The organism is Ruegeria sp. CF4, from assembly GCF_056537345.1.
Window position 1 is genome coordinate 82,785 of the sequence record NZ_JBQFRJ010000002.1, and the last position, 14,152, is coordinate 96,936.

Sequence of the window (14,152 nt, forward strand, 5' to 3'; positions counted from 1 at the left end):
TGCTGCAAGTGCATAATGCGCAGGGTTTTGGAGGAGAGAACATGACTGACGTAGTGATTCTGGATGGTGCGCGTACGGCCATAGGCACATTTGGTGGCGCTTTGGCATCAACAGCGCCGATCGATCTGGCAACTGTCGCAACAGAAGCGGCACTGGAGCGTTCGGGTGTCGAAGGCGCGCAGGTTGGTCATGTTGTTTTTGGTCACGTGATCAATACCGAACCGCGTGACATGTATCTGTCTCGGGTTGCTGCCATGCAGGCCGGAATTCCAAATGGCACGCCAGCGATGAATGTGAACCGTCTGTGTGGTTCCGGAGCACAGGCGATAGTCTCGGCTGTGCAATCGCTGATGCTGGGTGATGCAGATTTCGCTGTAGCAGGCGGGGCCGAGAGCATGTCGCGGAGCCCTTATATCGTACCCCAAGCGCGTTGGGGTGCGAAGATGGGCGACATCACCTCGCTGGACATGATGCTGGGCGCGCTGAACTGTCCTTTCGGCACCGGGCATATGGGCGTGACGGCGGAAAACGTCGCGGATGAACATCAGATCACGCGCGAACAGATGGATGAGTTTGCGGTTGTCAGCCAGAGTCGCGCTGCGGCGGCGATAGAGGCCGGGTATTTCGAAACCCAAATCGCCCCGGTTCAGGTCAAGGTCAGGCGCGACATGGTCGACTTCAAGGTGGACGAGCACCCCAAGGCAACCACGGCCGAAGTACTGGCTGGCCTGCGCCCGGTCTTTAAGAAAGAGGGCCGCGTGACGGCGGGGAACGCCTCGGGCATCAATGACGGTGCAGCGGCGATGGTTCTGGCCACAGCGGATGCGGCTGAGAAAGCCGGTCTGAAACCGAAGGCGCGGATTTTGGGTTATGCCCATGCGGGTGTTCGGCCCGAGGTTATGGGGATCGGTCCGGTCCCGGCGGTGCAGAACCTGATGGCCAAAACCGGTTTGTCGGTGAGCGACTTTGACGTGATCGAAAGCAACGAGGCCTTTGCAGCCCAAGCGCTGGCGGTGAACAAAGAGCTGGGGCTGGATGCCGCGAAGGTCAATCCGAATGGTGGTGCGATTGCACTGGGCCATCCGGTGGGCGCAACCGGTGCGATCATTACGCTGAAAGCTCTGTATGAGCTGGAGCGTACGGGCGGTTCAAAAGGCCTGATCACCATGTGTATCGGTGGCGGTCAGGGGATTGCTATTGCCATAGAGCGGCTCTGACGTTGGGCCGGGCAGGGGGGCTGTCTGCCCCCCATCGCGCTTGGGCGCGATTCCCCCCGAAGATATTTTTGGCCAGATGAAGCAGGCGGGTCGGTGTCAGCCGAGCGCTCTGATCAGCAGTGTGACTACGATCCCGGCAGCTGCGCCGATGGCTGCGGGTAAGAGGCTTGCGGTGAAGCCGTCGCCCTTCGGGTCGTCTTTCTGCGTTTGGGCGATCAGGGCATTTTCGACCAATGCCGGAAGTCGGGGGCCGAACCGGGCCAGTACCAGGGCTGTTTTACCGAAATCCCGAATGGCGGCGCGGGGGCCGATGGACTTCTTGATATAGTCCTCGACCACGGGGCGGGCGACTTCCCAGATATTGATATGCGGGTCCAGAGAACGCGCGACGCCTTCCACCACCACCATCGTACGTTGCAACAGGATGAGCTCGGTTCGGGTTTCCATGCCAAAACGCTCGGTAACCTCGAACAGGTAGTTCAACAGGCGACCCATCGAGATATGGGTGGCGTCCATGCCGAAAATGGGTTCTCCGACGGCACGAAGGGCGCGGGCGAATTCATCGACATCCTGGTTGGCGGGGACGTAACCGGCCTCAAAATGCACTTCAGCCACGCGTTTGTAGTCGCGGCGGATGAAACCGAAGAGGATTTCGGCATAGACCCGGCGGGTGTATTCGTCGATATGGCCCATGATGCCGTAATCATAAGCGATGATGTCTCCGTTTGCGGCGACCTTCAGGTTGCCCTGATGCATGTCGGCGTGGAAAAAGCCGTCACGCAGGGCGTGAAGAAGGAACATGCGCAGGACACGTTCGGCGAGGTCGGGGCGATTGTGACCAGCGGCATCCAGGGCTGTGTTTTCGCCCAGTGGAACGCCATCGGCCCAGCTGAGCGTCATCACCCGGCGGGCTGACAGGGACCAGACCACGGGGGGAAGCCAGAACCCTGCATCATCCTTGGTATTGGCGGCGTACTCCGAGGCCGCAGCGCTTTCGAGACGCAGGTCCAGTTCTCCGCGCACGACGCCGTCGAAATGTTCGATCACTTCCATCGGGCGCAGGCGGCGCGCGCCGGGGGCGAAGAGTTGCACGATGCGGGCAGCGAAATAGAAGGCGTCGACATCCTTGCGGAAGGCGCGTTCGATACCGGGGCGCAGGACTTTGACGGCGACATACTCGCCGGTGCTGACCAGCTTGGCTTTGTGAACCTGTGCGATTGACGCCGCGGCGATGGGTTCGCTGAATTCGCTGAAAACCTCGGCGACGGGCTGGCCCAATTCCTTTTCCACCTCGGCCATCGCTTCGGATTTGGAGAAGGGCGGGAGCTTGTCCTGCAGCACACGCAACTGTTCTGCCAACTCGTCGCCAACCACGTCGGGGCGGGTCGAAAGCACCTGGCCGAATTTGATATAGGCCGGGCCCAAGGCCGTGAGGGCGCGGGTGGCAGGCGGCATCTCGGGGTCACCCTTGTAGCCCAGCCATTGGAAGGGTTTGCCCAATGTGTGTGCGACGATCCGCAGCGCACGCGGGGCCTCGAACGCGTCGAGCACCACGTTCATGGCGCCTGTGCGCTCCAAAGTGGCGCCTGTGCGGATCAGGCGGATGATGTTGTGAGGGCCGCGCATCTAGATTTTCCAGCCGGAATGCAAAGCGGCAATGCCCATGCTCAGGTTGCGGTACTTGGCGTTTTCGAACCCGGCAGTGCGGACCATGTTCAGAAATGTCTCCTGATCGGGGAACTTGCGGATTGATTCCACAAGGTACTGATAGCTGTCGTAGTCATTGGCGATCAGCTTGCCCATACGTGGGATGACGTTGAAGCTGTAGAGGTCATAGAGCTTTTGCAGCCCGTCATTGGGCAACTGACTGAATTCCAGCACCATCAGGCGACCACCGGGTTTCAACACGCGATAGGCTTCGTTCAGCGCCTCTTGCGGGCGGGTAACGTTCCGGATGCCGAAGGAGATTGTGTAGACGTCGAATGTGTTATCCTCGAAGGGCAGCGCCATCGCGTCGCCCACCACCCAGTTCAGGCTGTCGGCCATCTGATCGGCTTCGGCGCGCTGACGGCCTTCGACCAGCATCGGCTCAGTCAGATCCAGAACGGTGGCGTGGCCGTGACCCGCGCGTTTGAGGAAGCGGAAGGATATGTCGCCGGTGCCGCCCGCGACGTCCAGCAGGCGCTGTCCGGGGCGGGGGGCTAGCCAGTCCATCATCGCGTCTTTCCAAACCCGGTGGATGCCCATCGACATGACATCGTTCATCACGTCGTATTTCGAGGCGACCGAGTTGAACACGCCCTGCACACGCCCGGCCTTTTCAGCCTCGCGGACGGTTTCAAACCCGAAATGAGTGGTCTTGTCGCTGTTGTCGGACATTTGCCTTGCCGTTTGTCGAATTTCGCCTCTGTTATAGGGCTCTGGAACCGGGGCACAATGCGGCCCTTTGATTTAGGAGCACCAAATGCCCGAATTGCCCGAGGTCGAGACAGTAAGACGCGGCCTGAGCCCCGCGATGGAGGGCGTGGTGATCGATAGGGCGGATGTGAATCGCCCCGATCTGCGCTGGCCCTTCCCGGATCGGATGGCCGAGCGTCTGACGGGCCAGCGGGTGGAGCGGCTGTGGCGGCGGTCGAAATACATTCTTGCCGATCTCAGCAGCGGTGAGACGTTGCTGATCCATCTGGGCATGTCTGGGCGGGTGACGGTGTCGGGTGACCCGCTGGGACAGTATGCACATGAACATCCGATGACGCAGAAACATGATCATGTGGTGATTCACATGGCCAATGGTGCGCGCATAACCTTCAACGATCCGCGCCGGTTCGGGGCGATGGATCTGCTGCCTACGGCAACGGCAGAACAGCACAAGCTGCTGTCGGTTCTGGGGCCCGAACCTTTGGGCAATGATTTTCACGAACAACACCTGATCGACGCCTTTCGAGGCAAGAACACGCCGACCAAATCGGCGCTTCTGGATCAGGGAATCGTTGCCGGACTGGGCAATATCTACGTCTGCGAGGCGCTTTATCGCGGCGGTGTGTCGCCACGTCGCAAAGCAGGTCAGATTTCTGTGCCGCGCGTTGCCGCGCTGGTTCCGATCATTCGGCAGGTGCTGCAGGAGGCCATCGAAGCGGGCGGCTCGTCCTTGCGCGATTTCCGGCAAGCCGATGGAGAGCTTGGATATTTTCAGCACAGCTTTGACGTCTACGGTCGCGAAGGTGAGCCCTGCCGCACCGAAGGATGTGGCGCGTCGATCAAGAGAATCACTCAGTCCGGTCGCTCATCCTTCTATTGTGCGCAATGCCAAAGATAACTTGATCCAGCGAAATCGCGTGGTAAGGAATCGTACCTGAACGGAACAACCGGAAGCTTTAACCTCATGGCTTTTGAGACGATCATCGTCGAAATCGAAGACCACGTCGCCCTTATCAAACTCGACCGACCCGACGCGATGAATGCGTTGAACACCCAGCTGGTGGGTGAACTTTGCGAGGCTCTTGAAGATGCCGATCGCAATGACAAGGTGCGGTGCATCGTACTCACTGGATCGGAAAAGGCCTTTGCCGCAGGCGCGGACATCAAGGAAATGTCCGAGATGAGCTTTGTCGACGTGTTCAACGCAGATCTCTTTGCATCTGCCAATGACCGTATCTCGGCAATCCGTAAGCCGATCATTGCGGCTGTGGCGGGATATGCGCTGGGCGGTGGCTGTGAAGTGGCCATGATGTGCGATTTCATCATCGCAGCGGATACGGCCAAGTTCGGCCAGCCAGAGATCAATCTGGGTGTGATCGCCGGTATTGGTGGCACGCAGCGACTGACGCGCTTTGTTGGCAAATCGAAAGCGATGGACATGAACCTGACCGGCCGCTTCATGGACGCCGAAGAGGCAGAACGCGCAGGTCTTGTCAGCCGCGTCGTCCCCGCGAAGAAGCTTATTGAAGAGGCTATGGGTGCCGCGCAGAAGATTGCCGAGAAATCCTTGCTGACGGCAGCGGCAGCCAAAGAGGCTGTGAACCGCAGTTATGAACTACCGCTCAGCGAAGGGCTGTTGTTCGAGCGCCGGGTGTTTCACTCGATGTTTGCGACGGAAGATCAGAAAGAGGGCATGGCTGCATTTCTGGAAAAACGCGCGGCGCAGTTCCGCGACAAATAGCAAACAGCAAGACACGACGAGACAGGCGGGCATGGCCCGCCTTTTTTCATACCCGATGTGCTCGGCGCGAGAATTGGCTTGGCAAACCCTGCAAACTTGGATAGAGACCGCCGTCATACATGCGCGTGCGGCCCGCTTGGCCCGACTCACACTCGTGATTTCTGATCCGGTGCGGATAATTCCGTGGCGCGCAACCCTTGATAACCGTACCGAACAAAAGGTCAGAGACACATGGCAAACTCGCCCCAGGCTAAGAAGCGCGCACGTCAGAACGAAAAGCGTTTCGCTGTTAACAAAGCACGTCGTTCGCGCATCCGCACCTATCTGCGCAAAGTTGAAGAAGCCATCGCATCGGGCGACAAAGACGCGGCCACCGCAGCCCTGCGTGCCGCTCAGCCCGAGCTGATGCGTGGCGTCACCAAAGGCGTCTTCCACAAGAACACCGCGTCCCGCAAAATGTCGCGCCTGTCGGCGCGCGTCAAAGCGCTGGGCTGATTCTTTGAGAAAACGCGTCAAGCGTTGATCTGTAAAAAAGGCGCCGCATATCGCGGCGCCTTTTTCATTGTTGCCGGAAAGCCGCGCCTTCACGAAACCGAGAGATTCTTTCTGTCTCAGACACGAGTCAATATCAGAGTTTCATTGCTCGCGCCCTTGGCCTCTTGCTACCACTGTATCAGCGATTCACTCGCTTGGGGGGACAGGCTGTTCCAATGATCTGACCGACGGGCATCGGAAGGATTTCGGAACGAATGTTCGAAAACCGGCTTCGGCCGGGTGGACGATCTGCTCTGGGTGTCGGGTTTCCGATTATCCTAGCCCTGTCGAAAATTGGAATGTCATGCGCATCCCGGGTACCGGGTGTGCCCCCATTTCTGGGGCAGTTCGCATTGGGGTGTGCTGATATTCGACTTTACCCGCCAAACCATCCGGTTTGGTGCAGGTATCCTTGTGTGTGAGCGCGATAAGGCCCGGGAAGCGGGACACATTAATAAGGCCGGAAGGTCAATAAATATGGGATGCGTGAGGCGCCGAATGACACAAGAGAAATGGGGACAACTGCGAAACAAGTTGATGAAGGCTGTTGGTAAGAACAACTTCACCACCTGGATCGAACCTCTGAAATTTGAAGAGCTGCAGGACGGTGTGGCGGTTTTTTCGGCACCGACCAATTTCATGGGTAACTATGTCAGCCAGAATTTCGCCGACCTCATTTTGTACGAACTGAACACCGCAGGCGAGACCGTGCAGCGTTTGGCCTTTCGCACGGCCGCAAATTCTGCGGCGCGCCCGGCTCAGACCGAGACCGCTCAACCCGTGAGCGCACCACAACCGGTGATGGTTGATACGACCAACGATGCGCTGGAAGCGCTGCAGGCGGCCCCGCTGGATGCGCGTTTCACTTTTGACAGCTTCGTAGTGGGCAAGCCCAACGAACTGGCCCATGCCGCCGCACGCCGCGTGTCCGAAGGCGGTCCGGTCACCTTCAATCCGCTGGTGCTCTATGGTGGTGTCGGTCTGGGTAAGACACACCTGATGCATGCGATTGCGTGGGAGCTGAAGACCAAACATCCCGAACTGAACGTGCTGTACCTGTCGGCGGAACAGTTCATGTACCGTTTTGTGCAGGCCTTGCGCGAACGTCGGATGATGGATTTCAAACACCTTTTCCGCTCGGTCGATGTTCTGATGGTCGATGACGTGCAGTTCATCGCGGGCAAGGACTCCACCCAGGAAGAGTTCTTTCACACGTTCAACGCGCTAGTGGATCAGAACAAACAGATCATTATCTCGGCGGATCGCGCGCCGGGTGAGATCAAGGACCTTGAGGAGCGCGTGAAATCGCGCCTGCAATGTGGTCTGGTCGTCGATCTGCATCCCACCGATTACGAACTGCGCTTAGGCATCCTGCAGAACAAGGTTCAGCAATATAGCAGCACCTATCCTGATCTGACGATTGCCGATGGCGTGCTGGAATTCCTTGCCCATCGTATCTCGACCAATGTTCGCGTGCTGGAAGGTGCTCTTACCCGCCTGTTTGCCTTTGCTTCGCTGGTCGGGCGTGAGATCGATATGGAGCTGACGCAGGACTGTCTGGCCGATGTGCTGCGTGCCTCCGAGCGTAAGATTACGGTTGAAGAGATCCAGCGTAAGGTTTCGGAATACTACAACATCCGCCTCAGCGATATCATCGGCCCCAAGCGCCTACGGTCCTACGCCCGCCCGCGTCAAGTCGCGATGTATCTGTGCAAGCAGCTGACCAGCCGTTCATTGCCTGAGATTGGCCGCCGTTTTGGCGGGCGTGACCACACCACGGTCATGCATGGTGTCAAGCGCATCGAAGAGCTTAAGACAACCGATGGGCAGATTGCCGAAGATGTCGAAATGCTGCGCCGGGCGCTTGAGGCTTAAGCCCGCCCATTGATCAATAAAACGCCCCGGATCCTCGCGCCCGGGGCGTTTTCTTGTGCGCCATAATCCACGGTTGGCCCTGAACTGACGCCTTGCGGGCACGCGCCCCTTGACGCTTTGGGCATTCCGACCCAGAAATCCATAAAAAATCCTTGTGCCTCAGGGCTGAGACGCTAACGTGCCAGTCCCGCCCATGGTGGCACGCAAGTCAGAGGAACTGAGGGTATGAAGATCAGCATCGAACGCGGCACCCTTCTCAAGGCCGTTTCACAGGCCCAATCCGTGGTGGAACGTCGCAATACGATCCCGATCCTGGCCAATGTGCTGATCGAAGCGGAAGGCGATCAGGTGCAGTTCCGCGCTACTGATCTGGATATCGAAGTGGTCGACAAGGCCCCGGCGCAGGTCGAGAAAGCGGGCGCGACGACCGTGGCCGCGACAACGCTGCACGAAATTGTCCGCAAGCTGCCTGATGGCGCGTTGGTCACCCTGACCGCCGACAGCGCGGCAGGGCGCCTGACGGTTGAGGCTGGCCGGTCGAATTTCTCTCTGGCGACCCTGCCGAAAGAAGATTTTCCGGTCATGGCATCCTCGGAATATGCGTCGAACTTTACCGCTTCGGCGGCGCTGCTTCGGCGGTTGTTCGACAAGTCGAAATTCGCCATCTCGACGGAAGAGACGCGTTACTATCTGAATGGCGTCTATATGCATGTCGCCGATGGTTCCGAGGGTGGCAAGGTGTTGCGCTGTGTGGCCACCGATGGCCACCGTCTGGCGCGGATCGACGCGGATTTACCGGATGGCGCGGCGGATATGCCCGGCGTGATCGTGCCGCGCAAAACAGTTGGTGAGCTTCGCAAGTTGCTGGAAGATGACGAGATGGACATCGCCGTCTCGGTCAGCGAAACCAAGGTACGGTTTGCGACGCCGGATATCACCCTGACCTCGAAAGTGATCGACGGCACTTTCCCCGACTACACTCGCGTTATCCCGCAGGGCAACACCCGTAAGCTGGAAGTGGACGCAGCTGAATTTGCGCAGGCCGTGGATCGGGTGGCGACGGTTTCCTCGGAACGCTCGCGCGCGGTAAAACTGCAATTGGACGGTGACAAGCTGGTCCTGTCGGTGAACGCACCGGACAGCGGCGCGGCTGAGGAAGAACTGGCCGTGGCCTATGGCGATGAGCGATTGGAGATCGGGTTCAACGCCAAGTACCTGCTGGAGATCGCATCTCAGGTGGATCGTGAAAATGCGGTGTTCATGTTCAACTCGGCCGGCGATCCGACCCTGATGCGTGAGGGCAATGACCAAAGCGCGGTTTACGTTGTCATGCCGATGCGTGTCTGATTGCCTCATCCGGGTGATCTCGAGCGATAGGGAGGGGTCATGGGATTGGCCCTGACCGAGCTTACGGTCTCGCATTTTCGGTCGCACAAGCTGGCGCGGTTGTCTCTGGATGGACGGCCGGTGGCGATCCATGGTCCGAATGGGGCCGGGAAGACCAATATTCTGGAAGCGGTGTCGCTGTTTTCACCCGGGCGCGGGATGCGGCGGGCGAGTGCGGCTGAGATGACGCGGCGGCCCGAGGCGCTGGGATGGAAGCTATCCGGGTTATTGCGGGCGCAAGGACAGCAATACGAGATCGAGACCTGGTCCGAAGGCGGCGCAGCGCGGCAGGTTCGAATTGATGGCAAGGCCGCCAGCCAGATTGATCTGGGCAAGCTGGCGCGAGTAGTCTGGCTGATCCCTTCGATGGACCGGCTGTGGATCGAGGGGGCTGAAGGGCGCCGCCGGTTTCTGGACAGGATTGCGCTGAGTTTCGATCCCTCACACGCCGAAGCGTCCCTGACCTATGAAAAGGCGATGCGCGAGCGAAACCGGCTGTTGAAAGAACAGGTGCGCGATGCCCATTGGTACACGGCTTTGGAAAGTCAGATGGCCGAGACGGGGCATCGGATTCACGCCACGCGGTTGACGGCGTTGGAGCATTTGCGCGAGGCACAAGATCAGGCGGAAACGGCCTTTCCTTCTGCCGATCTGGAGCTGGTGCAAACCGAAGGGGCGATGCCTGAGACGGCGGCAGACTTGCGCGAGGCGCTGAACGAAAGCCGGTTCCGCGATTTAGCTGCTGGCCGGACATTGGTAGGCCCGCATCGATCAGACCTGTATGGGGTGTTCGCTGCTAAAGGCGTACCTGCCAAGGATTGTTCTACCGGCGAGCAAAAGGCGCTGCTGGTGTCATTGATCTTATCGAACGCACGGGCGTTGGCCGGGATGGTGGGTGCACCTCCGATCGTTTTGCTGGACGAGGTGGCTGCACATCTGGATGCGGGACGGCGGGCGGCGCTCTATGATGAGATCTGCGCGCTGGGCGCTCAGGCCTGGATGACGGGCACCGGGCCTGAGCTATTTGCGGAACTGGGGGATCGGGCCCAAACGCTGGTCGTTACCGAAGGCGATGAGGGCTCGGTCGTGGGCTCTTAGGCGGACTCGCTGACTTTGCGTTCCCACAGGAAGCCGCGCATGACCTGATCGACCGGAGTTTTGGCCATGTGGTTGACGTAGTTCGACATGGTTTTCTGCGCCAGACCCAGAACTACGTCCAGAACTGCACGATGTGAGTAACCAGCGTCGAAGAACGCCTGCAGCTGTTCCTCGGTCGGGTTGCCGCGGGTCTCCATCACTTGCAGGGTGAAAGTGCGTAGCGCTTCAAGCTTGGCCGATGGCAGCGGCGTTTCGTTGCGCAGCGCTTCGGTGATCTCGTCCGAGACCTTCATCATCTTGGCGATGCCAGTATGGGCGGGCACGCAGTAGTGGCATTCGTTTTCCACGTTGATGGTCTGCCAGACAACGGTTTTCTCGTCATTATCGAAATCGGTTTGCAGGAACAGACCGTGCAGAACCTGATAGCCCTCAAGATGCTGGGGGCTTCCCGCCATCACCTTATGCAGACCGGGCAGACGCCCGAAGGCGGCCTGAGACTTCTCCAGCAGCGGTTTGGAGGCTTCAGGGGCGGATTCAAGGTCGTGGGAAGGGAAGTTTGCCATGTCAAAACTCCTGTTTCTGGCGAGACGACTCACATTTAGGCTTTATTGAGTGATCACTCAAGTATATATTTGAGCGAACGTTCAAGAATTGGTGACGACAATGCCCCGCAAACCTTCGTATGACCGCGATGCGCTGATTGCGCAGGCCAGAGATTTGTTCTGGCGCCAGGGCTGGGCCGGAACATCACTGAAGGATCTGGAGCGCGAGTTGAACCTGAAGCCGGGCAGTTTCTATGCTGCTTTTGGCTCCAAGGATGCGCTGTACGCATTGACGCTGGAGCGTTATGCGCAAGATGGCGTGGCACGTTTGATGGCGATGGCGGAAGAGATGGGGCCGCTAGGCGCGTTGAAAGCACAGCCGCATGTGGTGGTTGACGAAAGTGAGATGCCTTCTCGGGCCTGTATGTTGGCGAAGACCTATGCGGAACTGCAGGCCAAGGGGCATGAGCTGGCGGACAAGGCCAGTTACCATATGACCGAGATGAAAGACTGCTTCGCCACCCTTTTTCGAAGAGCGCAGGCAGCGGGGGAAATCGGTGCTGAGCACGACCCCGACCGTCTTGCCGCGCGTTATCAATCCGACATTCTGGGCCTGCGTTTATCGGCAGAGCGCAGCGATGTGAATGCAACGGAAATCGCTGACGATATCGCGTCGGATCTGGATCGACTGTGATCAGCTAAAAACAGCGCCCGGCGGCACAAAATGTTGGGGGATGGCGTGACATTCCCCACCAGAAAACGTATAACATACCAAAATAATATAGGTACTAACGGCATGTCCGAAGACGCACAGGCACCCCAGGAATACGGCGCAGATTCCATTAAAGTTCTCAAAGGCTTAGAGGCTGTTCGCAAGCGCCCGGGCATGTATATCGGCGACACGGATGATGGTTCGGGTCTGCACCACATGGTGTATGAGGTTGTCGACAACGGAATTGACGAAGCTCTTGCAGGTCACGCCGACCATGTAACCGTCAAAATTCACGCCGATTCCAGCGTTTCAGTCAGCGATAACGGGCGCGGGATTCCGGTGGATATTCACCCGGAGGAGGGTGTGTCGGCAGCTGAGGTCATCATGACCCAATTGCATGCTGGCGGTAAGTTCGACAGCAATTCCTACAAGGTGTCGGGTGGCCTGCATGGTGTGGGCGTTTCGGTGGTAAACGCTCTGTCCGATTGGCTGGAACTGCGCATCTGGCGTGCCGGAAAAGAGCATGTCGCACGCTTTGAGGGTGGTGAGACAGCGGAACATTTGAAAGTCGTGGAAGAGTGCGGCGACCGCACGGGAACCGAAGTGCGGTTTCTGGCATCGACTAACACGTTCTCGAACCTTGAATACTCGTTTGAGACGCTAGAAAAGCGTCTGCGCGAGTTGGCCTTCCTGAATTCGGGTGTGCGGATCATCTTGATCGACGAACGCCCGGCGGAACGGCTGGAAACAGAGTTGTTCTATGAAGGCGGCGTCAAGGAATTCGTAAAGTACCTCGACCGCTCCAAGACCCCGGCCATGTCGGAGCCGATCTATATCAAGGGTGAGCGCGACGATATCGGCGTCGAAATCGCCATGTGGTGGAATGACAGCTACCACGAGACGGTGCTGCCCTTCACCAACAACATCCCGCAGCGCGATGGCGGCACTCATGTGGCTGGATTCCGGGGCGCGCTGACCCGAACGATCAACAACTATGCACAGTCCAGCGGCATTGCGAAAAAGGAAAAGGTCAGCTTCACCGGTGACGATGCGCGCGAAGGTTTGACCTGCGTGTTGTCTGTGAAAGTGCCTGATCCGAAATTCTCGTCGCAGACCAAAGACAAACTAGTTTCGTCCGAGGTGCGCCCGGCGGTCGAAGGTCTGATGAACGAAAAACTGGCCGAGTGGTTCGAGGAAAACCCGAACGAGGCCAAGGGGATTGTCGGTAAGATCATCGAGGCGGCTCTGGCCCGTGAGGCAGCGCGCAAGGCCCGTGAACTGACCCGCCGCAAGACGGCGATGGATGTGAACTATCTGGCGGGTAAGCTGAAGGATTGCTCCGAGAAAGATCCATCCAAGACCGAAGTCTTCCTGGTCGAGGGTGACTCGGCTGGTGGTTCGGCGCAAACGGGCCGGGACCGGCTGACGCAAGCCGTTCTGCCGCTACGCGGGAAAATCCTGAACGTGGAACGCGCGCGGTTTGATCGGATGTTGTCGTCTCAGGAAATCGGCAACCTCGTGATGGCGCTGGGCACTGGCATTGGCCGCGATGAGTTCAACATCGAAAAACTGCGTTACCACAAGATCGTCATCATGACCGATGCCGACGTGGACGGCGCGCATATCCGAACGCTGCTGCTGACCTTCTTCTACCGGCAAATGCCAGAGTTGATCGAGGGCGGGTATCTCTACATCGCGCAACCGCCGCTATACAAGGTTTCTCGGGGTAAATCAGAGGTTTACCTGAAAGATCAGGCCGCGCTGGACGATTACCTGATCAATCAGGGCGTCGAAGGGGCGGTGCTGAAACTCGGCTCAGGCGAGGAGATCATAGGTCAGGATCTGACGCGCGTGGTCGACGAAGCCCGTCAGTTGAAACGCGTATTGGATGCCTTCCCAACCCACTATCCGCGCCACATTCTGGAACAAGCTGCCGTGGCAGGGGCCTTTGTGCCAGGGGCGGTCGACGCCGACCTGCAAGGCGTGGCCGACAAGGTGGCGGCCCGTCTCGACCTGATCGCGCTGGAATATGAACGCGGATGGCAGGGTCGGATCACGCAGGATCACGGTATCCGTTTGGCCCGTATCTTGCGCGGTGTCGAAGAGGTCCGCACGCTGGATGGCCCCATGCTGCGTTCTGGTGAGGCCCGCAAGACCGGCAGCTTCACGCAAAGCCTGCAAGAGGTCTACAGTACGCCAGCCACCCTGATCCGCCGTGACCGTTCACAGATGATTCACGGCCCGCTGGATCTGTTGCGCGCCATTCTGGAAGAGGGTGAAAAGGGCCTGTCTCTGCAGCGCTACAAAGGTTTGGGCGAGATGAACCCAGATCAGCTGTGGGAAACCACACTGGACCCGGACGCCCGAACTTTGTTGCAGGTGCGGGTAGACGATATGGTTGAGGCAGACGATCTGTTTACCAAGTTGATGGGAGATGTGGTCGAACCGCGCCGCGAGTTCATTCAGCAAAATGCACTGAGCGTTGAGAACCTCGATTTCTGAGGCACTGTAGGTTTGCGCAAAACACTTCGCGCACCCCATAAGTTTGCGTAGTTTGCCCATAGTTTTGCGCAGCGCGATTGTCTGCCTTAGCGATGAATTCAATCAGTTCTTAGCGTAGTCGTCGCGG

The 14,152-nt window shown here is 58.6% G+C and carries 12 protein-coding genes; 9 read left to right on the plus strand and 3 right to left on the minus strand.

Going from position 1 to position 14,152, the window contains the following annotated elements; genetic code table 11:
- Window positions 1–41 precede the first annotated feature (41 nt).
- Window positions 42–1,217, plus strand: coding sequence for an acetyl-CoA C-acyltransferase family protein (locus tag ACR0NF_RS07100; protein WP_480777997.1), 1,176 nt, complete (start codon window positions 42–44; stop codon window positions 1,215–1,217).
- A 96-nt stretch (window positions 1,218–1,313) separates the two neighbouring features.
- Here ACR0NF_RS07100 and ubiB read toward each other — a convergent pair whose 3' ends face one another.
- Both ubiB and ubiE read right to left on the minus strand, forming a co-directional pair.
- Window positions 1,314–2,843, minus strand: coding sequence for a 2-polyprenylphenol 6-hydroxylase (gene ubiB / locus ACR0NF_RS07105; RefSeq protein WP_480777998.1), 1,530 nt, complete (start codon window positions 2,841–2,843; stop codon window positions 1,314–1,316).
- The gene (ubiE, locus tag ACR0NF_RS07110) at window positions 2,844–3,596 is read right to left on the minus strand and encodes a bifunctional demethylmenaquinone methyltransferase/2-methoxy-6-polyprenyl-1,4-benzoquinol methylase UbiE (protein ID WP_480471088.1); all 753 of its coding nucleotides are present in this window, start codon (window positions 3,594–3,596) and stop codon (window positions 2,844–2,846) included.
- Window positions 3,597–3,681: 85 nt separating this feature from the next.
- On the opposite strand from ubiE, the gene mutM reads away from it, so the two are divergent.
- The 6 genes from mutM to recF all read left to right on the plus strand — a co-directional run bounded on the left by mutM (window position 3,682) and on the right by recF (window position 10,269).
- A complete protein-coding gene (gene mutM / locus ACR0NF_RS07115; RefSeq protein ID WP_480777999.1) occupies window positions 3,682–4,533 on the plus strand; it encodes a bifunctional DNA-formamidopyrimidine glycosylase/DNA-(apurinic or apyrimidinic site) lyase in 852 nt (283 codons plus the stop codon).
- A 66-nt stretch (window positions 4,534–4,599) separates the two neighbouring features.
- Window positions 4,600–5,376 (plus strand): enoyl-CoA hydratase, encoded by a 777-nt coding sequence (locus ACR0NF_RS07120; protein ID WP_480471086.1) that lies wholly within the window; start codon window positions 4,600–4,602, stop codon window positions 5,374–5,376.
- Window positions 5,377–5,607: 231 nt separating this feature from the next.
- Window positions 5,608–5,871 (plus strand): 30S ribosomal protein S20, encoded by a 264-nt coding sequence (rpsT, locus tag ACR0NF_RS07125; RefSeq protein WP_142638226.1) that lies wholly within the window; start codon window positions 5,608–5,610, stop codon window positions 5,869–5,871.
- A gap of 537 nt (window positions 5,872–6,408) precedes the next feature.
- Window positions 6,409–7,785, plus strand: coding sequence for a chromosomal replication initiator protein DnaA (gene dnaA, locus ACR0NF_RS07130; protein ID WP_480471085.1), 1,377 nt, complete (start codon window positions 6,409–6,411; stop codon window positions 7,783–7,785).
- Window positions 7,786–8,010: 225 nt separating this feature from the next.
- Entirely contained in the window at window positions 8,011–9,132 is a 1,122-nt protein-coding gene (dnaN, locus tag ACR0NF_RS07135) for a DNA polymerase III subunit beta (protein WP_480531676.1), read from the plus strand.
- Window positions 9,133–9,171: 39 nt separating this feature from the next.
- A complete protein-coding gene (gene recF, locus ACR0NF_RS07140; RefSeq protein WP_480778000.1) occupies window positions 9,172–10,269 on the plus strand; it encodes a DNA replication/repair protein RecF in 1,098 nt (365 codons plus the stop codon).
- Here the strand turns inward: recF and ACR0NF_RS07145 are convergent.
- Window positions 10,266–10,832 (minus strand): carboxymuconolactone decarboxylase family protein, encoded by a 567-nt coding sequence (locus tag ACR0NF_RS07145; RefSeq protein WP_480778001.1) that lies wholly within the window; start codon window positions 10,830–10,832, stop codon window positions 10,266–10,268. The two genes, recF and ACR0NF_RS07145, sit on opposite strands and share 4 nt — an antisense overlap.
- Window positions 10,833–10,932: 100 nt before the next feature.
- Between ACR0NF_RS07145 and ACR0NF_RS07150 the strand changes: the two genes are divergently transcribed.
- Both ACR0NF_RS07150 and gyrB read left to right on the plus strand, forming a co-directional pair.
- Window positions 10,933–11,505, plus strand: coding sequence for a TetR/AcrR family transcriptional regulator (locus ACR0NF_RS07150; RefSeq protein WP_480471081.1), 573 nt, complete (start codon window positions 10,933–10,935; stop codon window positions 11,503–11,505).
- A 102-nt stretch (window positions 11,506–11,607) separates the two neighbouring features.
- Window positions 11,608–14,025: a DNA topoisomerase (ATP-hydrolyzing) subunit B gene (gyrB, locus tag ACR0NF_RS07155; RefSeq protein ID WP_480471080.1), complete on the plus strand. Its 2,418-nt coding sequence runs from the start codon at window positions 11,608–11,610 to the stop codon at window positions 14,023–14,025.
- Window positions 14,026–14,152 lie beyond the last annotated feature (127 nt).

Bases quoted from the DNA above. Each gene is read 5' to 3' on its own strand.
- ACR0NF_RS07100 (WP_480777997.1), top strand. From the start codon at position 42: ATGACTGACGTAGTGATTCTGGATGGTGCGCGTACGGCCATAGGCACA.
- ubiB (WP_480777998.1), bottom strand. From the start codon at position 2,843: ATGCGCGGCCCTCACAACATCATCCGCCTGATCCGCACAGGCGCCACT.
- ubiE (WP_480471088.1), bottom strand. From the start codon at position 3,596: ATGTCCGACAACAGCGACAAGACCACTCATTTCGGGTTTGAAACCGTC.
- mutM (WP_480777999.1), top strand. From the start codon at position 3,682: ATGCCCGAATTGCCCGAGGTCGAGACAGTAAGACGCGGCCTGAGCCCC.
- ACR0NF_RS07120 (WP_480471086.1), top strand. From the start codon at position 4,600: ATGGCTTTTGAGACGATCATCGTCGAAATCGAAGACCACGTCGCCCTT.
- rpsT (WP_142638226.1), top strand. From the start codon at position 5,608: ATGGCAAACTCGCCCCAGGCTAAGAAGCGCGCACGTCAGAACGAAAAG.
- dnaA (WP_480471085.1), top strand. From the start codon at position 6,409: ATGACACAAGAGAAATGGGGACAACTGCGAAACAAGTTGATGAAGGCT.
- dnaN (WP_480531676.1), top strand. From the start codon at position 8,011: ATGAAGATCAGCATCGAACGCGGCACCCTTCTCAAGGCCGTTTCACAG.
- recF (WP_480778000.1), top strand. From the start codon at position 9,172: ATGGGATTGGCCCTGACCGAGCTTACGGTCTCGCATTTTCGGTCGCAC.
- ACR0NF_RS07145 (WP_480778001.1), bottom strand. From the start codon at position 10,832: ATGGCAAACTTCCCTTCCCACGACCTTGAATCCGCCCCTGAAGCCTCC.
- ACR0NF_RS07150 (WP_480471081.1), top strand. From the start codon at position 10,933: ATGCCCCGCAAACCTTCGTATGACCGCGATGCGCTGATTGCGCAGGCC.
- gyrB (WP_480471080.1), top strand. From the start codon at position 11,608: ATGTCCGAAGACGCACAGGCACCCCAGGAATACGGCGCAGATTCCATT.